This is a genomic window from Stenotrophomonas maltophilia group sp. Smal12 (assembly GCF_037079935.1).
Lineage (GTDB): Bacteria > Pseudomonadota > Gammaproteobacteria > Xanthomonadales > Xanthomonadaceae > Stenotrophomonas > Stenotrophomonas sepilia.
The window spans coordinates 94,933-116,372 of the sequence record NZ_JBAWUK010000005.1; the positions used below are offsets into that span (position 1 = coordinate 94,933).

Genomic DNA, 21,440 nt, shown 5'->3' on the forward strand with positions numbered 1-21,440 from the left:
CGGCCCACCCGGGCGCGCGCGCGGCCGGGGCTGTAGCCCGGGGCCGGCTCTTGTGTGGGGGGGGGGTTTTCGGGCGCCGGGCGCCGCCCCACAAAAAATAAAACACGGGACCAGGGCGGGGGTGGGGGGCGGGGGGGGGGGGGGGTGGGCGGGGGGCGGCGCCCCCGCCCCCGCCCCCCCCCCCCCCCCCCCCCCCCCCCCCCCCCCCCCCCCCCCCCCCCCCCCCCCCCCCACCCCGCCTTCGACAGGTTCCTGCGATCTGCCGGGACTGCGTACTGCACTGCTGACTGTTGACTGCTGTTGGTGGGTGACGACCGTTGGTCGTCACCGGAGCAAGCGCAGCGAAGCGACCCGCTTTTGCTTTTCTTTCCTTTCTTCCGTGGGCGTCCAGCCACGAGGGGCTCAGCCGTTCGCCGCCAGCTCCACATCCAGCGCGCGCAGGCGATCCACGGTCCCGACATCGGTCCAACGCCCCCGATGGTGCTGCCCCGTCATCAACCCCTGCGCCATGAAATGCTTCTGCAGCGGCACCACCGAGAACCTCGGCGGCAGCCGCTCGCTGCCCGGCGCATCGCCGATCACCGCGCGCCAGTCGGCCACGATCGAGGGGCGGTACACGCCGATGCCGGCATAGGTCAGGCATGGCCCTGCGCGGTCGTGGTGCAGCAGGCCCTGTGCATCCAGCCGATAGTCACCGTTCGGGTGCTGAACCGGATTGTCGACCAGCACCAGATGTGCCTGGCCCTGCGGCTCGCGCGGCAGCGTGGCGAAATCGAAATCGGTCCAGATATCGCCGTTCACCACCAGGAACGGGGCATCGCCCAGCACCGGCAGTGCATTGAGGATGCCGCCGCCGGTTTCCAGCGGGGTCTGCCCTTCGTAAAGGAAATGCAGGCGCAGGCCCCACTGGCTGCCATCACCCAGCGTCGCCGGGAACTGCTCGGCCAGCCACGCGGTGTTGACCACCACCTCGCGCACGCCGAGCGCTGCCAGGCGCTCCAGGTGCCAGACGATCAGTGGCTTGCCGGCCACTTCCAGCAGCGGCTTGGGTGTGTGCAGGGTCAGCGGGCGCATGCGCTCGCCGAGCCCGGCGGCAAAGACCAACGCCTTCATCGGGCCACGCGCATCGGTGCGCCCAGTTCGGCCAGCGCCGGCTTGATGCGGTTTTCCAGCAGCTGCTGCAGAGGCGCCAGCTCGCGATAGCGTGGCAGCACTTCATCCAGATAGCCGATGAAGCGCGGTGCGTCGTCCAGGTAATGGCCCTTGTTGTCGCGGTAGCGCAGGCGGCAGAACAGGCCGAGGATCTTCACGTGGCGCTGGATGCCCATCCAGTCGGCATCGCGCAGGAAGGTGGCGCGGTCGGGCACCGGCAGGCCGGCGTCGCGCGCGCGTTCGTGGTACTGCGCCAGCCACGCGTCAACGCGCTGCAGCGGCCAGCTCAGGAAGGCGTCCTTGAACAGGCTCACCGCGTCGTAGGCGATCGGGCCACGCACCAGGTCCTGGAAATCCAGCACCGCGGGGCCGTCGTCGACCGGCATCAGGTTGCGCGGCATGTAATCGCGGTGGGTCATCAGCTGGGCCTGGCCCAGCGCGTTGTCCATCAACCGGCGATGCACCAGCTGCAGCCCCTCGAGCTCACCGCAGTCCAGTTCCAGGTTCAGGTGCCGCTGCAGGAACCATTCGTCGAACAGGCCGGCATCGCGCTGCAGCAGCGCTTCGCCGAACTGGCCGAAGTCGGCCGGTACCGGAATCGCCTGCAGGCGCAGCAGCTGTTCGATCGAGCGGCCGAACCATTCATCGGCATTGCGCTCGTCGAGGATCCTGGCCAGGGTCGGGCCGCCGAGATCTTCCAGCAGCAGGAAGCCGGCCTCCAGGTCCTGCGCCAACAGTGCGGGCACGCGCAGGCCGTTGTCGTGCAGCAGGTCGCGCATGCGCAGCCACGGCCGCGGATCTTCCAGCCCCGGTGGGGCGTCCATCACGATGTGGCTGCCACGGGTGCTGGTGGTACGCCAGTAGCTGCGCATGCCGGCATCGACCGAAGCGCGCTCGACCACCGCGCTGGCATCGTCGAGCTGGGTACGGGCCCACTGCAGGCGCCGCGCGCTGCGCTGGGGATCGGAGGCGGGTTCGGTCATGCGGGCATATCCGGGGGCGCTGGGCGCGCCAACGTCGGGAACAGGAGGGGAAGGAGGGACGGGGTCAGCGGCGGCCGCTGAACAGGCGCAGGACGGCCAGCACGGCCACCGCGCCCACCACCGCACCGAGGAAACCGGCCGGTTCGCCGGGGGCGTACCAGCCCATGTACTGGCCGAACCAACCGGCCAGCAGTGCACCGAGGATGCCCAGCACGATGGTCAGCAGGCAGCCCATGCGGTTGTTGCCGGGCATGAAGAAACGCCCGAGCAGGCCGACGAAGAAGCCGACCAGCAGGATGTACAACCAGCTGCTGCTGCCGAACAGACCATTCATGCGCGCGGATTCCGCTTGAGTGTGGACGCAGCCTAGCAAGGCCAGGCTGCGTCCGTCACCGGTGCCGGATCAGCAGCAGCCGTGGTCGCCGTGGCGGGTGCCGCTGTCGGCAGCCACCGGCGAACCGCTGGTCTCGCCACGCAGGCTGGCGGCGTAGTGCTCGCTGATCACCTTGGACACGCAGGCGGTGACCTTCTTGCCCATCGGGATGTGCAGGAACTCGTTCGGGCCGTGCGCATTGGAGTGCGGGCCGAGCACGCCGGTGATCATGAACTGCGCACCCGGGAACTTCTCACCGAGCATGCCCATGAACGGGATCGAGCCGCCTTCGCCCATGTACATTGCCGGCTTGCCGAAGAAGGCCTGGCTGGCATCGTCGATGGCCTGGGTCAGCCACGGCGCCATGGCCGGGGCGTTCCAGCCAGTGGAGGCCTTTTCCAGGTCCAGGGTGACCTGCGCGCCGTTCGGCGGGTCGCGCAGCAGCGCTTCCTTCAGCAGCTCGCCGCAGGCCTTGCCATCGGCGGTCGGCGGCAGGCGCAGCGACAGCTTCACCGAGGTCTGCGGGCGCAGCACGTTGCCGGCCGATTCCAGCGGCGGCATGCCGCCCACGCCGGTGACCGACAGCGCCGGGCGCCAGGTGCGGTTGAGCACCAGCTCGGTCAGGTCCTCGTTCATCGGACGCAGGCCGTCGACCATGGGGAACTTCTCGAAGATCTCGGTATCCACCACTTCGGCCGCGCGCCTGGCCTGTTCCAGCCGTTCGGCCGGAATTTCCACGTTCATGCCGTCGATCAGGATGCGGCCGGTGTCCTGGTCCTCGATGCGCGACAGCAGCTGGCGCAGCAGGCGGAAGCTGGACGGCACCACGCCGGAGGCATCGCCGGAGTGCACGCCTTCGTTGAGCACCTTCACAGTGAAGTTGCCGCCGGTCAGGCCGCGCAGCGAGGTGGTGCACCACAGCTGGTCGTAGTTGGCGCAGCCCGAATCCAGGCAGACCACCAGCGAGGGCTTGCCGATCCGCTCGGCCAGGTGGTCGACGTAGGCCGGCAGGTCGTAGCTGCCGGACTCTTCGCAGGCCTCGATCAGCACCACGCAGCGGGCGTGCGGCAGGCCTTGGGCCTGCAGCGCCAGCACGGCGGCCAGCGAGCCGAAGATGGCGTAGCCGTCGTCCGCACCGCCGCGGCCATACAGCTTGTCGCCGCGAAGGACCGGCGTCCACGGGCCGAGATCGTCATCCCAGCCAGTCATTTCCGGCTGCTTGTCCAGATGGCCGTAGAGCAGGATGGTGTCGTCGCCGGTTTCGGCGCCGGTCGCTGGAATTTCCAGGAAGATCAGCGGCGTACGGCCTTCCAGGCGCACCACTTCAACCTTCAGGCCGGGCAGCTGCTGGGCCCTGGCCCAGTTCTCCATCAGGGTGACCGCCTGTTCCATATAGCCGTTCTGCACCCAATTGGCGTCGAACATCGGCGACTTGTTGGGAATGCGGATGTAGTCGACCAACTGCGGGACGATTTCGCTGTCCCACTTGTCATTGACGAATTGGCCGAGCTTGGCGCTGTCCATCTGAAACTCCGGTTGCATGGGCTGATCCGGCCATTCTACGCCTGTGCCACGGGTAGGGTTTTTCCTACATCACGTCGGGTATTTGGCTGGCTTACGGAAATCCGGGAAACCGATAGGCTGTGCACATGTGGTGACGGACACTGTTCCTGCCGACGGGATTGCCGGTCGGGGCGGCCAGAATCACAGGGAGATACACGTCGTGCCTTGGAGTGTCGTGTTGAGGGCACTGGTGCTGGTAGTGGGGATCGCTGGGGCGCATGCCGCCGAACCGATCGACATCAACCGCGCCGATGCCCAGGCGCTGCAGCAGGGATTGACGATGGTCGGGGCCGCCAAGGCCGAGGCGATCGTCGAGCACCGGCGCAGACACGGCCCGTTTCATCGCGTCGAGGACCTGGCGCAGGTGAAGGGGATAGGGAAAGCGATCGTCGAACGGAATCGACAGCGGATCACCGTAGGCAACAGGTTGTTGCCGGCGGATCCGGTACCCGGATCGGTACCGGTGCGGACCGTACCCAGGCGCTGACAGCAGGAATCGTCGGAACCGGCAGGAGGCTGGTTCACCGGTCGCGGACAGGAAGGCCGTGACCACCGACCGCCGCAGGACGCGGCACCAATCACCAGGATGGTGGCATCACAGACCTGTGGAAGGGGCTGAGATACAAACAGGACAGACGCGGCCGCGTGCAGGATGCAACGCTACCCCCACAGCGCAGGATGCGAGGGGGCGGCAGCAGGCCGACAAGGACGTAACGATTGCCCGGTACGACACATGGCTGTGTCGCCGGGCAGTTTCATTTCCGGCGCCTGGTTTTGCCGCGGCCACCACGGGCCGATGGTGTACGTTGGCCGCTCTGCATGGAAAGGACCCCCGCTGGATGCTTCCGCACCGCCCCACGACCCTGATGCTCGCCCTTGCACTGGCCCTGCCGCTGCTGGCCCATGCCGCTGCGACGACACCGGCTGCCAAGCCCGCAGCTGCCACCGCCGGCACCGCCGAGGTGCGCGGGCCGACCGACCTGAAGCCGGGCGAATACCTGTGGCATCCGGAAATCTCGCCGACCGGCCCGATCGTGCTGGTGGTCAGCCTCGATGAGCAGCGTGCCTACGTCTACCGCAACGGTATTGCCATCGGCCTGACCACGATCAGCTCGGGCAAGGCCGGGCACGAGACACCGACCGGCGTGTTCACCATCCTGCAGAAGGACAAGGACCACAGGTCCAACCTCTACAACAGCGCGCCGATGCCGTACATGCAGCGGCTGACCTGGGATGGCATCGCCCTGCATGGCGGCAGCCTGCCCGGGCATCCGGCCTCGCACGGTTGCGTGCGCCTGCCGCAGGCCTTCGCGCAGAAGCTGTTCAGCGAAACCCAGCGTGGCGATACCGTCGTGGTGGCCGATGCCAAGAGCTCGCCGATGACCCTGGCCTATCCGTCAGTGCTGGCGCCGGTCAATGCACGCGGCCAGGCCCTGCCGGAGACGGAGGGTGGGGCGTCGGCACAGGCCTGGTGGAACGACAGCGCGGCGCCGGCCGGGCAGGTCGGCATCCTGGTCAGCCTGCATGACCAGCGCCTGTACGTGCTGCGCGATGGCGTGATGATCGGCGAGTCGCCGCTGAAGGCCGACGCGCTGCCGGCCTTCCAGGGCACCACCCTGTTCGTGATGGGGCAGGGTTACAGCGATACGCCCAGCCCGCTGGACGCGAACCAGCGCCTGCACCAGTGGACGGCCTACCCGTTGCTGGGCCAGGACCGTGCCCAGGCCACGCCGGACCTGCTGGCCACCCCCTCGCTGCCGATGGCGCTGCCGGCCGAGTTCGCCCGCCAGCTGTACCGGGTGCTGGTGCCAGGCACGACCCTGCTGGTGACCTCGCTGCCGGCGGTCCGCCCAAGCCCGGCTGAATCCGGAATGCAGCCGGTCTTGGAATCCGAGCCGCCAGGGTCCACCCTCAAGGGCAACTGAGTCCCTTCGTTGTGCCCATGACTGCATCCCGCCTGTGCCGGCTGGCCGCGTTCGGCCTGCTGGCGACCTCGGCCAGCGCCCCGGCGCTGGCACAGACGCCCGCCCTCGCCACCAGTGCCGATGATCTGGCTGCCTTGCTGTCGCGCAGTGCGCCCAAGGCCGACCGCCACGTGTTGCAGCTGGCGGCGCACGCCATGCGCTGTGCGTTGCAGCGGCCGGAGCTTGGCATCAACGGTGATCGACTGAGCGTTATCGATTACTCGCGGCCGTCCACCGAGCCGCGCCTGTGGGTGTTCGACCTGGCCCACCAGCGCCTGCTGTTCGAGGAATGGGTGGCGCATGGCCGCAACAGCGGCGAGAACCGCACCGAGCACTTCTCCAACCGCGATGGCAGTTTCATGTCCAGCCTCGGCGCGTTCACCGCGCAGGAGACCTACATGGGCGGCAACGGGTATTCGCTGCGCCTGGCCGGGCTGGAACCGGGCTTCAATGACCGCGCGCGCGAACGCGCGATCGTCATCCACGGCGCGCCATATGTGAACCCGGCCACCGCGCAGCTGCAGGGGCGGCTGGGCCGCAGCCTGGGCTGTCCGGCGGTGCGCCTGTCGGTGGCCAAGCCACTGATCGATGCGTTGCGTGGCGGCACGATGGTGTTCGCCTATTACCCCGACCAGGACTGGTTGAAACACTCGCAGCTGCTGGCCGGCGGGTGCGGCGGCCAGGGCACGCTGGCCACGCGGTGATGCACGATGGCGCGCGGCGTGATGCAATGCGCCGATGAACGTCGACTCCCTGCTGCACACTCCGAGCCAGGTCATCTCCCGCCTGGACTACCGCCGCGAACGCTGGCGCAACGGCCTGGGCTGGACGCGCGAGATCCTGCGCCTGCCTGCGCAGGGCGACGACTGGGCGCTGCGCCTGTCGGTGGCCGAGATCGAGCTGGACGCGGCGTTCTCCGCGTTTCCCGGCGTGGAGCGCGAGCTGGTGCTGCTGCAGGGCAATGGCGTGCGCCTGCGCTTCGAGGATGGCCGCGTGGCCGAAGTCCTGCCGCCGCATGGGCGCGTGCGCTTTGCGGGCGAGGAAACGCTGCACGGCGAACTGGTCGACGGCACCACCCACGACTTCAACCTGATGTGGAAGCGCGACCTGCTGCAGGCCGAACTCCTGCATCGGCCGCTGGTGGGCTCGATGTTCTTCTTCTGCGAACCAGGCGTGGCCTGGGCGCTTTACCTATTGGCCGGTCATGCCGAATTTGGGGCTGACAGCGGTCAGCCGCCGATGCACGCTGGCGATACCGCGTGGTTGGCGGCCGGTGAACGGCAAAGGCATGCGTTGCAGGGCGGGGGCGAGTTGCTGGCGATCCGGGTCAGTGCGGCGGCGGGATGATTCCTCGGCGCCGGTGGGCGCTATCCACGCATGGCGTGGATCTACGGGTGTGCGATTGCCACGCTGCCCGGACACGCCGTTCAGTAGATCCACGCCATGCGTGGATGCGGTGAGCTCAATACACATCGCGCCGGTAACGACCGGCCAGCAGTAGCGTTTCCTTGTCCGCAGTCCCCAGCACCTGCTCGATCACCGCATCCACCGCCGGGGCCATGCCCTGCAGGCTGCCGCAGACCAGGATCGTCGCGCCTTCATCCACCCACTGCCGCAGTGTTGCTGCTTCGGCCAGCAGGCGGTCCTGCACATAGCGATGCGCACCACCATCGCGGCTGAACACTGCATCCAGCCGCGCCAGCGTGCCGTCTTCCAGCATTGCCTGCAGCTCGTCGCCGAAATGGAAGTCGTGTGCGGCGGTGCGCTCACCGAACAGCAGCCAGGTGCGGCGCGCGCCCTGCTGGGCACGTTCGTGCAGGTGGGCGCGCAGGCCGGCGATGCCGGTGCCGTTGCCGATCAGCAGCAGCGGTACCTCGGCGGCGACGCCGTGGAAATTGTCGTTGCGGCGCAGGCGCAGCTGCACCGGCTCGCCGATGACCGCGTGGTCGCACAGCCAGCCGCTGCCGATGCCAGGCGTGCCGTCCGCGCGCAGCTGTCGGCGCAGCAGCAGCTCCACCGCGCCGTCGGCCATCACCGAGGCGATCGAGTACTCACGATGCGGCAGCGGCTGCAGGGTCGCCAGCAATGCGGGCAGGTCACCCGGCGGAACCAGCGAGGGCAGGTGCGAGCGCGCGACGCGCGCCAGCAAGGTTTGCCGGTCCTCCAGCACGGTGTCCGCATCGAATCCCTGCGCGTGCAGCCAGGCGCGCGCGCTGGCGCGGGCATGTTGCGGGCCGATCTCGGCGATGTCGCCGGCCTGCCACTGCGCCTCTGCGCCGGCCGGTGGCTGCAGGCGCAACCAGTACACCGGACCGCCGGGGCTGCCCGGGTTCAGATGCTCGCGCTGCAGCAGCGTCCACGGCTGGTACGCGGCCGGGCTCCAGTCGGGCAGTTCACTGGCGCCGCCGCCGAGTTGCCCCAGCAACTGCTGCCAATGACGCAGCGCCGCCGGATCGGCGTTGTCGACTTCGATCGCATCGAACAGTGGATGCGCGCCATGCTGGCGCAGCCATTGGTCAAGCTGGTGGCCGAATCCGCAGAAGTGGCCATAGCTGCGGTCGCCCAGTGCGAGCACGCCGTACTGCAGGTGCTGCAGTGAAGGCGGCGAGACCATGACATCGCGCAGGAACGGCAGCGCGTGGTCAGGCGGATCGCCCTCGCCGGTGGTGCTGGCGATGAACAGCGCGCGCTGGCTGTCGGCCAGCAACGCGGCGTCGACGTCGTGCAGACCGCGCACGCGCACCGGCATGCCGGCGCCGCGCAGGGCTTCGGCACTGCGTTCGGCCAGCTCGCGGGCAAAGCCGGTCTGGCTGGACCAGACCAGCAGGAGGGGCGCGGTGTCTCCGGTTGCGGCATCGTCGCGCGCGCGCCCACGCCACCACAGTGCAGCGCAGGCCAGCGCATACAAGGCCGTGGCGAGTGCCGCGATCTGCGAGTGTCGAATCGGTGGCGCGCCCTGCCACCATGCCTCACCGAGATGCAGGCGCAGCAACGCCCCGCCGATCAGCGCCAACAGGAGCAGGGCCAGGGTGTTGCCGAGCCAGGCGCGTGACGGCCGGGTGCTCATGCATCCTGCTCGTCGAGCAGGCGCTGGAAGGCGCTGCTGAGGAACTCCCGCGCGCCGTCCGCTGCACGCTGCAGGTAGCGTGCAGCCAGGCCTTCGCGCTCGGCCAGTGCCATGCCCTGTTCGCGACCAAGGACGGTCAGTGCGGTGGCCCAGGCATCAGCATGCATCGCGTCGTCTGCCACCACGGTGACCGCTGCGGCGACCTGGCGCACCGGCCTGCCGCTGCGCGGGTCGAGGCTGTGGCTGTAGACCTCGCCATCGGCCTGGTACTGATGCCAGCGATCGCCGGAGGTGGCGACCGCCTTGCCATCCAACGCCAGCACCCGCAGTGGTGTTTCGCTGTGCGCGTCTTCTTCGGGTGCGGATTCCACCAGCACGCGCCAGGGATGGCCATCCGGTTTGCGGCCGTAGCCGGCCAGCTCGCCGCCGACTTCAATCAGCGCTGCCGCAATGCCTTGCTCACGCAGCCAAGCCGTAACGTGATCGACGCCGAAGCCCTTGGCGATCGCAGAGAGATCCAGTTCCAGTCCACCCGGTTGCAGCAGCGCATCGCCCTGCCACTGCAGGCGCCGCCAACCGCAACGCTCACGCGTGGCCTGCAGGGTAGCGTCGTCGGGCGGGCGGCGTTCGCCGGCGTGTGCACCGAAGCCCCACAGCGCAACCAGCGGACCGATGGTGGGGTCAAAGGCGCCGTCACTGGCGGCAGCGATGGCGTGTGCGCAGGCCAGAACGTGGCGGGTCTCGGCCGGCAGCACGCACCATTGGCCCGCGTTGGCGCGGTTGTAGCGACTCAGGTTCGAGCCGGGCTCCCATGTGCTCATCTGCGCCACCACCGCATCCAGCCGCGCCTGGATGCCGGCATGCAGTGGATGCAGGTCGCGCTGGCGCGGCGCGACCAGCGACACGCTCCAGGTGGTGCCCATGGTGGTGCCGCCGAGGCGGGCGATGTCGAGCTGGGGATCAGTCATGGTGATGCGTCGTGGCGGCGATGCCGGGGTGTGCCCGACATCGTGGTCCACATCACTGCGGCAGCACTTCCAGCGTGGCGACGTAGCTCAGGCGGCGCTTGGCGGCCTGCTTCACCGAGGTCTTGTTGTCTTCGGTGCCGGTTTCCAGCCAGTACATGCCGGCTTCCGGCCAGGTCACCTTGATCTCGCCCTTGGCGTCGCTGGTGAGCTTCAGTTCGTCCTGTGCGTTACGGTAGCGGGTGGCGCCCCGCACGATCTCGAAATCCAGGCCAGCGGTCGGCTTGCCATCGACCAGCACGCGGAAGGTTGCTTCCTCGCCGGCGAACAGGTCGTTCGGGTGGCCAACAGCGACCAGCTCGATACCCCGGTTGGTCGGCTTCAGCGCGGTGTCGTTCGGCGCACCGTTGGTGACGAAGGTCTCCACGCGGCCCACCGACTGGCTCAGCTCCAGCTTCTTCGCGTCCTTGGGCAGTTCGCCAAGGGTCGCCACGCTGCCGCGCCAGCGCTTGCGCTCGCCGTTCTGCTCGTAGGTGGCGAACAGGCCGTCATTGACCGAGGCGATGCGGTAGGTGCCCGCCTGCTTCAGTTCGATGTCGAACACGCTGCGGTACTTGCCGGTGGTCGCGTTCTGCGGCTGCACGGTGCTGCCGTCCGGCGCGGTGATCACCAGCGATTCCAGTCGCAGCGGCACGTGGTTGAAGTAGAACAGGTCGTTGGAGACCGCACCGTCGACGGTGATCCACGGTGCGTTGCCGGCGATCACAGTCTGCGAGGGCAGCAGCCAGGCCTTGTGGGCCAGGGCGGAGAAGGGAAGGGCAGCGGCCAGGGCGGCGGCGAGGACGAGCGTGCGCTTCATGCGGAAGACTCCAGTGGATGCGGGGTGATGCGGCAAGGAGAAGGGGATTACGACTTAATCCCCTCCGTCCCCTTTTCAGGGTTTGACGGACAGGGTGACCTGACCCAGTTCGGTGGCGCCCTGCGCCTTGCCGTTCTGCGCGGCGGTGGCCGGCCAGGTGAAGGGGATCTTCAGCAGTTCGCGGCCGCCGACTTCGCGCACCGCCTCCACCACCAGGGTGTAGTTGCCCGGGGCCAGCTGCTTCAGTGCCGGCTGCCTGTCGCTGAACGACAGTGTGTGCTTGCCGGCCGGGCGGGTCGGGCCGGTCACGCCGTCCACCGGCACCTGCAGGGTACGGCCACTCTTGCGCCACCACTGGCGCAGGTCGGGCAGCCACTTGGTGCCGTGGCCCTCGCTGTTGCTGGTCTGCTGGTACCAGACCGACAGGTTGGCCGCGACCTTCTGGTCGGCGCCTTCCAGCCACACCGCCACATACGGGCGGTGGTACTCGGCCACGTTGAGCTTGGGCACTTCGACGTTGATGTCGAGGGTGGTGGCATAGGCCGGCGAGGTGGCCAGCAGGCCGCTGAGGGCGATGGTCAGGGTGACGCGCATGGGGCGGCTCCGGAGGAACGGATGGAATTCACGGTGGAAGTCAGTGGATCAGCAGCAGGGCGATCAACAGCGGGATCATCAGGCCGAGGCCGACCAGCGGCCAGGTCATGCGCCGTTGCCGCGCATGCAGGTGCAGCAGGAACAGGCCGGTGATGCAGAACACCAGGCAGGCCACGGCGAACAGGTCCAGGAACCAGCCCCATGCGGAGCCTGCGTTGCGGCCCTTGTGCAGGTCGTTGAGGTAGGAGACCACGCCGCGCGAGGTCGATTCGTACTCCACCGCGCCGGTTTCGCGGTCGATGCTCAGCCAGGCGTCGCCACCGGGGCGCGGCAGCGACAGGTAGATCTCCTCGGCCGACCACTCGGCCGGGCGGCCGCCGATGGCGATGCCCAGCTGCGTGTCCAGCCAGTGCCGGGCCGGGCGCGGAATCGGCGCGTTGCCGTCCTCGCGCGTGCCCAGCTGGCCCAGCAGCTCGGCCGGCAGTTCCAGATGCTGGTTCTGCACCTGGGGTTTGGCCTCGATCTTCGCGGCATGGTTGAGAGTCAGGCCGGTCACCGCGAACAGCAGCATGCCGATCAGGCACACCGCCGAGCTGATCCAGTGCCACTGGTGCAGCGTCCGCAGCCAGAAGCCACGGTTCTGTTGCTGCTGCACGGTGGAAAGGGCGGGACGGCTCACGGCACGGTTCGAGGCGGACGGGGACTGCCCATTACATCATTGATGAGAATAGCTCGCAATTGCGTATCGTTCTGTATCCCGGAGCTATTTCGGGTTGCCGGCCAGCGGCCGGCACTACCGATCGGTGGATCCACGCCATGCGTGGAGCAGGAGCAGGGCGCGGCGATCAGAACTTCGCGTTCAGCGAAATCCAGTAGCTGCGGCGCTGGTCCTTGGTCGCATAGTCGTCCACGCAGTTGAACTCGCTCTGGCTGATCAACAGGCACGACTGCGAGACGAAATCCTTGTCGAACAGGTTGTTGACCCGTGCGTTCACCGTCAGCCAGGGCGTGGCCTTCCAGCTGCCACCGAGATGGAAGATCGTGTAGTCCTCGTAGTAGCGGGTGTGGCTGGCGCCGTTGGCGTCCAGCAGCGTGTCGCGGTAGCGGTCGTAGCGGCCCTCGCCGATCAGCGACAGGCTGACCGCTTCGTTGACCTGCCAATTGAGGCTGGCGTTGGCCATGTGTTTTGCCGGCATGGTGCCGCTGATCGGCAGCCCCTTCTGTGCGCCACTGGTCTGCTCGCTCCTGGTCCAGGTGTAGTTGCCGCGCAGCTGCAGGGTGTCGAGCAGGTCGACGTGGGCGGCCAGTTCGGCACCCCGCGTTTCAGCCTTGTCGATGTTCACGCTCTGGGTGAAGGTGCTGTAGCCCAGTGCGGCCCAGCCCGGGCCGATGTCCACGCAGTAGCCGCTGCCGGCGCGCGCCACTTCGCAGTTGGGGAAGGTGCCGCCGCTGGCGATCTTGTCTTCGAACGTGTTGAAGAAGCCGGTGACGTTGAAGCCCCAGCGCTGGCCCTCGTAGTAGGCGGCCAGCTCGTAGTTGGTGCTGGTTTCAGGCTTCAGGTTCGGCGAACCGACCAATGGCAGCACGCCCTGGCCACCGAAGCCGGTGATGCCCGGGAACAGCTGGTCCGGTCGCGGGGTCTTGTAGCCGGTGCTGACGCCGCCCTTGAAGGTCCACGCATCGCTGGCGTTCCACACCAGGTAGCCACGCGGGCTGACGTGGCTGCCGAACACGTTGTGGTCGTCGTAGCGCAGGCCGAAGGTGGCGGTGAGGGTGTCGGTCAGCGCCCAGTTGTCCTCGGCAAACAGCGCCCACATGCGGTGTTTCTGCTTGACGTTGCTGCGGTAGCCGGCGCCATCCATGCCAAACACACCGTCGACCATGTCAGTGTTGTTGTACTGGCCACCCACCGTCAGCTTGTGCGCGCCGAAGTCCAGGTCGAGCATCGTGTCGAGCACGTAGCCTTCCAGTTCCATGCTGCGCAGCGGGCGCGGCAGGAACGCCTGCAGGCGCGCCGTCTCACTCGGGTTGAGGGCGGCCAGGGCGTTGCCTCGGCTGGCCGCACAGTGGTTGGCGGCGCCAGTGCGGCGGCAGACGTCATTCCACAGCGTCTGCAGGTTGGCACGCTCGTCCAGGGTCAGCGGCAGCGAACGACCCAGGTTGTTGCTCTTGCTGTGGGTCAGTGAGGTCTGCCAGGTGCCGAAGCCGTAGCGGCCCTGGTGGGTCAGCGACAGCTGATCGCGCTCGTAGCGCTGGTAGGCGGTGTAGCCCACGCGCGGCTGCACCACGCGACGGGTGACGGTGCCGCTGCCGTTCGGGTTGGGAATGATCGCATTGCCGACGCGCCACAGGCTGGCCAGGCTGTCGAGGGTGCCGGTCTGGCCTTCGCTGTTGTCGTATTTCTGCCGCGACACGTCGTAGTCCAGCCACAGTTCGTGATCGTCGTTGATGCGGAAGTCCAGGCGCACACCGGTGTTCCAGTTGGTGTTGGCGACCGACTTGCCGCCACCGCCGAAGCCGATGCTGCGCTCCCACGGCGTACCGTCGGGAAGGGTCAGTGCATCCCATTCCGGGTTCGAGGCCTTGGCATCGTAGTAGCTGCCGCGTACCGCCAGGCTGAGGCGATCCTTCAGCAGTGGGCCGCTGAGGTAGAGGTCGGTGGTGCGCGCATCGCCGAACTGGTCGTCCTGCTGCACGGTGAAGCCTTGGGTCACCGAGCCGTGCCAGCTGTCCTGGTTGCGGCGGGTGATGATGTTGATGACGCCGCCCATCGCGTCCGAGCCGTACAGCGTGGACATCGGCCCGCGCACGACTTCGATGCGTTCGATCGCCTCCAGTGGCGGCAGGTAGGCGAACTGGCCGCCACCGAAGTTGTTCGGGTAGATCTGGCCGACATTGCTCTGGCGACGGCCGTCGATCAGCACCAGGGTGTACTCGGACGGCAGGCCGCGCATCGACACGGTGGCGCGGCCGTTCTTGTCGGTCGCTTCCAGGCCCACGTCGATGCCTTCGACGTCGCGCAGGGCGTCGACCAGGCTGGTATACGGGCGCTTGCTCAGTTCCTCGCGGCTGACCACGCTGATGCTGGCCGGGGCATCGATCACCTTCTGTTCGAAGCCGGAGGCAGTGACCACCACCTTGTCCAGCGTCTGCGGTGCGCCGGCGGCGTCACCGTGGGCGAAGGCGGGGCTGGCGAAAGCCGCCAGCACGGCGCTGGTCAGCAGGGTACGGGACAGGGACGAACGGACACGATGGCGCTGGGCCATGGCAGTTACCTCGAAGGATGCAGGGTGGCGCGATGCCGTGCGCGAAGGGCGCGGCAGGCACGGAAGGCCCGGTCAGGGGCGGCAGGGATGAAGCAGACAGCGGCGTGCAGGCGCGACCGCGCAGGCGGTCACGCCAGGCCGTGGATCAGGCGAGCGGCGGCGCCTGGCCGCGTTGCTGGCGGCGCCCGGGCGCATCGGCCCAGGGCGTGTCCGGAGCGGCCAGCGGCCAGTCCGGGCGCACGCCGGGCATGGCCGGCGTGGCGGGTACGAGTTCGAGTTCAGTGCGCAGCCAGTGGCTGGCCAGCAGCAACGGCGGGTGTGCCTGCTCGGCCGCTTTCACCGGGGTGGCGGCACAGCGGCGCAGCTTGGCCGGCGCCTCTTCCTGCAGGGGGCTTTCGCCACCGCGCTCTTCCAGCGGCATCTGCATGGCCATTCCGGCCTGGGCCTGTGGCAGCAGTGGCAGGGTGCCCAGCAGCAACGCCAGCATCGCCACCCATGCCAGCAGGCTGGCCAGCGCCGGACGCTGGCCGCGCATGGCGGTGCCCATCTTGCGATGGATGAGTGGGCGAGGGCGAAGCGGACGCAGCACGCAGGGGTCCCCAAGGGTCTGCCGGCAGCGGCCGGCATCAACGGGGCGTGATTGTAATGAGAGCCGTTAGCTGTTGCAAATGAGAATGATTGCCAAAATTCCGCAGGCCGGCCCGGCAAGGCTCAGACTTCGCTCCAGCGCCGCAAAAGGTTGTGGTACACGCCGGTCAGCTGCAGGATCGCCTCGGCGTCGCCGCCGGTCTGCCGCAGGCGCTCGATCGAGCCATCCATTTCCCACAACAGGCGGCGCTGCACGTCGTCGCGGATCATGCTCTGCACCCAGAAGAAAGAAGCCACGCGTGCGCCACGGGTAACCGGCCGCACCTGGTGCAGGCTGCTGGACGGGTACACGACCAGGTCGCCGGCCGGCAGCTTCACTTCGTGCTCGCCGTAGGTGTCGCCGATGATCAGCTCGCCGCCTTCGTACTCCTCGGGCGCGGACAGGAACAAGGTGCAGGAGATGTCCGAGCGCAGCTGCTCGCCATTGGCCAGGTTCATCACCGCACCATCGACGTGGTAGCCATAGGCGCCGCCACCGCTGTAGCGGTTGAAGCGCGGCGGCAGGTACTTCAGCGGCAGCGCGGCGCTGAAGAACAGCGGGTGCCGGGCCAGCGCGACGAGGATGATCTCGCCCAGTTCGCGGCGCAGCGGCGAGGCCTCGGGCAGCTGCTGGTTGTGCTTGGCCTGCGCGCCCAGATGGCCGACGGTCTCGCGGCCATCGGTCCAGTCGGCGGCATCCAGTCGGCGGCGGAAGTCGGCCACCTGGTCGGCGCTGAGAATGTCGGGGATGTGCAGCAGCATGCGGGGCTCCTCAGAGGGACGGCGGTGCGACCAGGGCGCGCACCTGCGGATGCGACGACGCGGCCAGTTCCGGCACGATGTGCGCCATGAACGCCGGGCTGCCGTGCGCCAGGGCGAGCCGTAGCCAGTGCACGGCCTGCTCGACCTGGCCGGCGTGCAGCAGGATCGAGGCGTAGTTGGCCTGGCCGCGGAAATCGCCGGTCTCGGCCGCGCGCCGGTACCAGCCCAGGGCGGCCTGCGGATCGCGCTCGATCTCCAGGCCGTCTTCAAGGTGGCGGGCCAGCAGGTTCATCGATTTGGCATGGCCCAGGTGCGCGGCACGGGTGTACAGGGCCAGTGCCTGCGCGCGGTCCTGGGGCACGCCGCGGCCGGTGGCCAGCAGGTTGGCCAGGTTGTACAGGCCCCAGTCCAGCCCGGTGTCGGCCGCGCGCCGGTACCACACCGCGGCCAGCGTGGGATCGGGCGTGGTGCCCTGGCCCAGCTCATGGCAGCGGCCGAGCATGTTCATCGCCATCGGCGCGCCGTTGTTGGCGGCGGTTTCGTACCAGAGCAGCGCAGCCGAGGCGTCCTGCGCGGTGCCTTTACCTTCCATGTGCATCTGCGCGAGCAGCAGCTGCGCCTCGACCTGCCCGGCCTGTGCGGCGTCGCGCACGCGTGCGAACGCAGCCTGTGGATCGTGCTGGAGCAGCTCGGCCAGGGCGTCGCTGTCGATGGGGGTACGGGTTGCCATGGGGTGAGTATCGCCGGAAACAAAAACGGCGGCAGGAGCGCCTGCCGCCGTGGTGGAGCGCGGTTACATCAGAACTTGACGTTCAGTGCCAGAGTGGCCGAGCGACCCGGGGCGATGCTCGCGTAGTGCGAGGCATAGGCCTTGGTGAAGTAGGTCTTGTCGGTCAGGTTCTGCACGTTGAGCTGCAGGCTGATGTTGTCCTGGATCGCGTAGCTGGCCATCGCGTCGAAGCGGGTGTAGCTCGGGATCCACTTGGTGTTGGCGACATCACCGTACTGCTTGTCCGAGTAGAACGCGCCGGCGCCGAGGGTCAGGCCGATCGGGAAGCGGTAGGTGGTCCACAGGTTGGCGCTGTGCTTGGCAGTGTTCGGGAACACGTTGCCGTTGTACGGCGACGGCACGTACACGTTGGACGGGCAGGTGCGGCCCACCGGTGCGCCACAGACGAAACCGTTGTCCTTCAGTTCCGAGTCCAGGTAGGTGTAGCCGCCGTACAGGCTCCAGGCGTCGGTCAGCTGGCCGGTGAAGCCCAGTTCGAAGCCGTTGATCTCCTTCTTGCCGGCGTTCTGGCTGGTGCCGTTGTCGACCGTCACGCGTGCGTTGTTCATCACGGTGTGGAAGATCGCTGCGGTCAGGTTCAGGCGCTGGTCGAACAGGTCCCACTTGGTGCCCAGTTCGAGGTTCTTCGTGTCCTGCGGCTTGAGGTCGGCCACGGCGGCGCTCAGGCCGTCCGAACCGTCACCACCGTCCATGCCCGGCGGGGTCGAGGAGGTGCCCCACGACAGGTAGATGCTGCCGTTGGCGGCCGGCTTGAACACCACACCGGCCTGGTAGTTCAGGAAGTCGTTGCTGTTGCGCACGCGGGTCGGTGCCTTGCCGGCCACCGGGGTGGTCAGGGTGGTGCGGAAGTCGTCGTAGCGCAGGCCGAGGTTGATCATCCACTGCTCATTGAGCTCGATGGTGTCGAACACGTAGGCCGAGGTGGTCCTGGTGCGCTGCTCGACGTCCAGTGCCTTGTCGCTGCGGTACACCGAATGGGTGGCTGCCCACGGATCGCGCGGATCCGGATTGGCGAAATCGGTGCAGTTGTAGAAGGTGGCCGCGCCGGTGGTCGGGCACTTGCTGTTGCCGGTGAGCGGGTTGCTGGTGCCCGGGGTCATCAGATAGCTGCCGCGGGTCATCTTCTCGTCGCTGTACTCCACGCCAGCGCTGTAGCTGTGCTTGAGCGCGCCGGTCTGGAAGGCACCGGTCAGGCCCAGCTGGTCGGCGAAGCTCTTGACGTCGACGGCGCGGGCGTTGGTACGGCGCCACAGGGTACCGTAGTTGTTCGGGTTGCCCTGGCTGTCGTCCGGCTGGGTCCACAGGTAGTCGTTGCTGGTGTTGCCCAGGCGCGCGATGTTGCGCAGCTTGTGGCCGCCGAAATCGTAGCTGGCATCCAGCGTGCTGATGTCGGCGCGGGTGCGCTGGAAGTCACGGTCGACCAGGCCGTAGTAGTTGTTGCGGTCCGGCACCATCGGGCGGCCGTCGACCCACTTCGAGGCCGGCGCACCGTTCGGGTTGCCGTAGGGGAAACCACCGGCGTCCGGCAGGTCATCGCTCTGCATGTGGTAGTGGCTGGCGATCAGCTGCGCCGGGCCGTTCAGGCCGAATGCAATCGACGGCGCGATGCCCCAGCGGCTGACATTGGCGGCGTCGCGGCCAGCGATGTCCGATTCGTGCTTCATCAGGTTCAGGCGCGCGGCGATGCCGTCGCCCAGGACGTAGTTGGCGTCCACGGTGCCGCGTGCGTAGCTGTCGGTACCGATGCCCATGCTGGCGCTGGTCTCGTTCTTCAGCTTCGGCGTCTTGCTCACCAGGTTCAGGCTGCCACCACCGGAATCACGGCCACCGTAGGCCGAGCTCGGGCCCTTGACCACTTCCACCTGCTCCAGATCGAAGATCTCGCGGGTCTGCGAGCCGACGTCGCGCAGGCCGTCGACGAAGACGTTGCTCTGCGAATCGAAGCCACGGATGAAGGGGCGGTCGCCGGTCGGGTTGCCGCCTTCGCCGGCACCGAAGGTGATGCCCGGCACCATGCGCAGCGCATCCTGCAGGTTGGTCGCACCGGTTTCGGCGATCAGCTTCTCCGACACGATCGACACTGACTTGGGGGTGTCCAGCAGTTCGGCGGTGAACTTCGGCGAGGACGGATTGAACCAGCTGCCGCGCACCTGCACCTTGTCCAGGTCGGTGGCCTTGCTGGATGCGGCATCAGCGCTGTCGGCAGCCTGCGCGGCCAGCGGCGCGAAGCCTGCGGCCAGGGTGGCGGTGGCGAGCAGGGAAACGCGCGGGGCGTGCTTGCGGGACGTGATGTGGGTCATGGCTTTGGGTAGTGGCGTGGATCGGGAAACGGCGAAGGCCGAAGCGCAGACAGCGCGACGACAGGGAGGGAGCGTCTTCTGTAGAGCCGAGCTGATGCCCGGCGATGCGGCGAACGACTTCAGGCGCACGGCAACAGCCGCAGGGCGCCTCAGCTGGCGTGCGGTGCGGGCGGTGCGTGGCCGGGGTTCAAGCGCAGTGCGGGATCGTGCAGTTGCCGGCGCAGGGCGTCGGAGCGCCATAGCGGGATATGTGCGACCAGGGGCGCGCGCAGGGGTGCCACTCCGGTGCAGGGCGTGTTGCCCTCACCCTCAAGCGGCGGCTCCGGTGCAGGTGCAGCATGTTGCGGGCATTCGTCTGCCGACGGCGCCGGCAATGGCATGACCTGGCGCAACCCTTCGGCATGTGCCTGCCACCCTTGGGCAGTCGGGGCGTTGCTGCGTCCTTCGTGCAGCGCCGACCAGCCCAGCAGCAGCGTCAGCAGCACGGCCACGGCCAGTGGCCACCCCTGGCGGGCGAGCTGGCACAACGTGGCAGTGGGCGCGGGCGAGACCATGGCGCGAGGGCGAAGTCGTTACGAAGATGTTACGTAGAATAACATCAACGATAATGATTCGCATGTACGTGGTGCTGCGGGACGCCGGGGCGGCCGGGGAACGCCCTGCGAAGGCCCTTGCGGGGCCTCCTGCAGATCCAGCCCAGGGTGGATACCCCCAGACCGTGCGCCGCCTCAATCGCGGTCGTCGCGGGTCCAGACGGCGTCGTGCTCGCGCTTCACCGGGAACTTGGGCACCGGGGTATAGGCCGGGGCGCACAGGGCGCGGCCATCGCGCACGTCGAAGCGCGCACCGTGCAGTACGCACTCCACGCTGCCTTCGGCGGTGTTGAATTCGCCCGAGGACAGCTCGAATTCCTCGTGCGTGCACTGGTCTTCCAGCGCGTACAGCTCGCCGTCGAGGTTGAACACCACGATCGGGGTGCCGGTCACCTCGTCGAACACGCTCTTCATTTCACCGGGCAGCAGCTCGTTGCTGGCGCACACGAAGGTCCAGGTATCGCTCACGCGGCCGCTCCGGCCAGCGGTTTTTCCAGGATCTCGAAGCGCAGGTCGTCGCGCTTGGGGATGCCGAAGCGTTCGTCGCCATACGGGAAGGGTTTCTTGATGCCGGTCCGCTGGTAGCCACGACGCTCGTAGAAGGCGATCAGTTCGTCGCGTACGTCGATCACCGTCATCTGCATCACCGGCACGTTCCATTCGCGTGCGGCGTGGGCTTCGGCGGCGACCATCAGCTGTTTGCCGACGCCGCCGCCCTGCTGTGCGGGGTCGACCGAGAACATGCCGAAGTAGCCCTTGCCCTCAACGTCGGCAACGTGGGCGCAGGCCACAAGAACGCCTTCGCGCTCGGCCAGCAGGATGGTGGAGCGGGGGCGGTCCAGGTCGGCCTGGATGCCTTCGGCGTCGATGCGGGCGCCATCCAGCAGGTCGGCTTCGGTAGTCCAGCCCACGCGGCTGGCGTCGCCACGGTAGGCCGAGGTGACGAGGGCGATCAGGGCGGGGATGTCGGCCGGCGTGGCGGCGCGGAAGGTCAGGGTGCTCATGGGGGCATTTTAGGTGGGCAGTGGGCGGGCGCAAATGGGGGAGACCCTTGACGGTCCTGGCAACCGCTATGCTCGTGCATTCTTCAAATGCCAGGCGGAGTGCAGGGGTGGGCATACCGAAGGGAATCGCGCTGGCCGCAACTGTCCTGCTTGTGGCTCTTCTGGCTTGCCTGCCGGCGCACGAGGAGAGTGGCGGCATCGCGCCCAACGGCCTGGGGTGCCCGCGTTTCAGTGCGTCCCGTGCGTTGCCAGTGACGGTGGAGGCGCTGCGTGCCGATCCCATGCGTTATCACGGCAGACTGGTGCGCGTACGGGGTGCCTACGTTGAGAGCTTCGAAATGTCTGCGCTGCACCCGGGGCCACCAGTGCAGGATCCATGGGCGGCCGACGGCGTGTGGGTGAATGGAATTCCCGTCACGGCGCTGCCGTCGGAGCAGGCGGTTGAACTCACCGGAATCGTATCGGCGGGCCAACCCGCGTTCCCTTACGGCAAGGGGCACCTTGGGCAATGGCCTGCGGAGCTCTGCGTGTCTTCGATCCTGCCCTTGGCGGCGCCTTGAAAAACGCCGCGGTTTCCC

General features: G+C 68.0%; 22 protein-coding genes. 5 read left to right on the forward strand and 17 right to left on the reverse strand.

The window, feature by feature from the left end:
* Positions 1-402: 402 nt before the first annotated feature.
* The 4 genes from murU to WDC87_RS03765 all read right to left on the reverse strand — a co-directional run bounded on the left by murU (position 403) and on the right by WDC87_RS03765 (position 4,032).
* Positions 403-1,113: an N-acetylmuramate alpha-1-phosphate uridylyltransferase MurU gene (gene murU / locus WDC87_RS03750; RefSeq protein ID WP_072168608.1), complete on the reverse strand. Its 711-nt coding sequence runs from the start codon at positions 1,111-1,113 to the stop codon at positions 403-405.
* Positions 1,110-2,135, reverse strand: a complete 1,026-nt coding sequence (locus WDC87_RS03755) for a phosphotransferase (protein ID WP_252744679.1) — start codon at positions 2,133-2,135, stop codon at positions 1,110-1,112. Before WDC87_RS03755 ends, murU begins: the two co-directional genes overlap by 4 nt.
* A 64-nt stretch (positions 2,136-2,199) precedes the next feature.
* Complete coding sequence (locus WDC87_RS03760; protein WP_005415577.1) at positions 2,200-2,469, reverse strand: GlsB/YeaQ/YmgE family stress response membrane protein; 270 nt, start codon at positions 2,467-2,469, stop codon at positions 2,200-2,202.
* Between the two features lie 69 nt (positions 2,470-2,538).
* Positions 2,539-4,032, reverse strand: coding sequence for a M20 family metallopeptidase (locus WDC87_RS03765; protein ID WP_072168610.1), 1,494 nt, complete (start codon positions 4,030-4,032; stop codon positions 2,539-2,541).
* A gap of 199 nt (positions 4,033-4,231) precedes the next feature.
* Here WDC87_RS03765 and WDC87_RS03770 point away from each other — a divergent pair, with 199 nt between their 5' ends.
* The 4 genes from WDC87_RS03770 to WDC87_RS03785 all read left to right on the forward strand — a co-directional run bounded on the left by WDC87_RS03770 (position 4,232) and on the right by WDC87_RS03785 (position 7,382).
* The gene (locus WDC87_RS03770; protein WP_032953992.1) at positions 4,232-4,558 is read left to right on the forward strand and encodes a helix-hairpin-helix domain-containing protein; all 327 of its coding nucleotides are present in this window, start codon (positions 4,232-4,234) and stop codon (positions 4,556-4,558) included.
* Positions 4,559-4,910: 352 nt separating this feature from the next.
* Positions 4,911-5,996 (forward strand): L,D-transpeptidase, encoded by a 1,086-nt coding sequence (locus WDC87_RS03775; protein WP_061479234.1) that lies wholly within the window; start codon positions 4,911-4,913, stop codon positions 5,994-5,996.
* A 17-nt stretch (positions 5,997-6,013) separates the two neighbouring features.
* Entirely contained in the window at positions 6,014-6,739 is a 726-nt protein-coding gene (locus tag WDC87_RS03780; RefSeq protein ID WP_069139006.1) for a murein L,D-transpeptidase catalytic domain family protein, read from the forward strand.
* A gap of 34 nt (positions 6,740-6,773) precedes the next feature.
* Positions 6,774-7,382 carry a HutD family protein gene (locus WDC87_RS03785; protein WP_111007883.1) on the forward strand — a complete coding sequence of 203 codons (609 nt, stop codon included), beginning with the start codon at positions 6,774-6,776 and terminating at the stop codon, positions 7,380-7,382.
* A gap of 115 nt (positions 7,383-7,497) precedes the next feature.
* Here the strand turns inward: WDC87_RS03785 and WDC87_RS03790 are convergent, their stop codons facing one another.
* The 13 genes from WDC87_RS03790 to WDC87_RS03850 form a co-directional block, all read right to left on the reverse strand.
* Complete coding sequence (locus tag WDC87_RS03790) at positions 7,498-9,102, reverse strand: sulfite reductase subunit alpha (RefSeq protein ID WP_252744678.1); 1,605 nt, start codon at positions 9,100-9,102, stop codon at positions 7,498-7,500.
* Complete coding sequence (locus WDC87_RS03795) at positions 9,099-10,070, reverse strand: FAD:protein FMN transferase (RefSeq protein WP_111007906.1); 972 nt, start codon at positions 10,068-10,070, stop codon at positions 9,099-9,101. Before WDC87_RS03795 ends, WDC87_RS03790 begins: the two co-directional genes overlap by 4 nt.
* Positions 10,071-10,122: 52 nt before the next feature.
* Entirely contained in the window at positions 10,123-10,926 is an 804-nt protein-coding gene (locus tag WDC87_RS03800; RefSeq protein ID WP_252744677.1) for a DUF4198 domain-containing protein, read from the reverse strand.
* 75 nt (positions 10,927-11,001) lie between these two features.
* Positions 11,002-11,520 (reverse strand): DUF2271 domain-containing protein, encoded by a 519-nt coding sequence (locus WDC87_RS03805; protein ID WP_111007885.1) that lies wholly within the window; start codon positions 11,518-11,520, stop codon positions 11,002-11,004.
* A 40-nt stretch (positions 11,521-11,560) separates the two neighbouring features.
* Positions 11,561-12,199, reverse strand: coding sequence for a PepSY-associated TM helix domain-containing protein (locus tag WDC87_RS03810; RefSeq protein ID WP_252744676.1), 639 nt, complete (start codon positions 12,197-12,199; stop codon positions 11,561-11,563).
* Between the two features lie 166 nt (positions 12,200-12,365).
* Entirely contained in the window at positions 12,366-14,786 is a 2,421-nt protein-coding gene (locus tag WDC87_RS03815; protein ID WP_072168617.1) for a TonB-dependent receptor, read from the reverse strand.
* Between the two features lie 145 nt (positions 14,787-14,931).
* On the reverse strand, positions 14,932-15,333 hold the full coding sequence (locus WDC87_RS03820; protein ID WP_053496847.1) for a hypothetical protein: 402 nt from the start codon (positions 15,331-15,333) through the stop codon (positions 14,932-14,934).
* Positions 15,334-15,497: 164 nt separating this feature from the next.
* Positions 15,498-16,175 carry a Fe2+-dependent dioxygenase gene (locus WDC87_RS03825; protein WP_088496722.1) on the reverse strand — a complete coding sequence of 226 codons (678 nt, stop codon included), beginning with the start codon at positions 16,173-16,175 and terminating at the stop codon, positions 15,498-15,500.
* 10 nt (positions 16,176-16,185) lie between these two features.
* Entirely contained in the window at positions 16,186-16,905 is a 720-nt protein-coding gene (locus WDC87_RS03830; protein ID WP_252744675.1) for a tetratricopeptide repeat protein, read from the reverse strand.
* Between the two features lie 68 nt (positions 16,906-16,973).
* Positions 16,974-19,265: a TonB-dependent receptor gene (locus WDC87_RS03835; RefSeq protein ID WP_252744674.1), complete on the reverse strand. Its 2,292-nt coding sequence runs from the start codon at positions 19,263-19,265 to the stop codon at positions 16,974-16,976.
* Between the two features lie 149 nt (positions 19,266-19,414).
* The gene (locus tag WDC87_RS03840; protein WP_252744673.1) at positions 19,415-19,819 is read right to left on the reverse strand and encodes a hypothetical protein; all 405 of its coding nucleotides are present in this window, start codon (positions 19,817-19,819) and stop codon (positions 19,415-19,417) included.
* A 174-nt stretch (positions 19,820-19,993) separates the two neighbouring features.
* On the reverse strand, positions 19,994-20,326 hold the full coding sequence (locus WDC87_RS03845) for a non-heme iron oxygenase ferredoxin subunit (protein ID WP_005415593.1): 333 nt from the start codon (positions 20,324-20,326) through the stop codon (positions 19,994-19,996).
* Positions 20,323-20,862 carry a GNAT family N-acetyltransferase gene (locus tag WDC87_RS03850; protein WP_072168623.1) on the reverse strand — a complete coding sequence of 180 codons (540 nt, stop codon included), beginning with the start codon at positions 20,860-20,862 and terminating at the stop codon, positions 20,323-20,325. The genes WDC87_RS03845 and WDC87_RS03850 overlap by 4 nt, the downstream gene beginning before the upstream one ends.
* A gap of 68 nt (positions 20,863-20,930) precedes the next feature.
* On the opposite strand from WDC87_RS03850, the gene WDC87_RS03855 reads away from it, so the two are divergent.
* Positions 20,931-21,422: a hypothetical protein gene (locus tag WDC87_RS03855; protein ID WP_065196581.1), complete on the forward strand. Its 492-nt coding sequence runs from the start codon at positions 20,931-20,933 to the stop codon at positions 21,420-21,422.
* Positions 21,423-21,440: the final 18 nt, after the last annotated feature.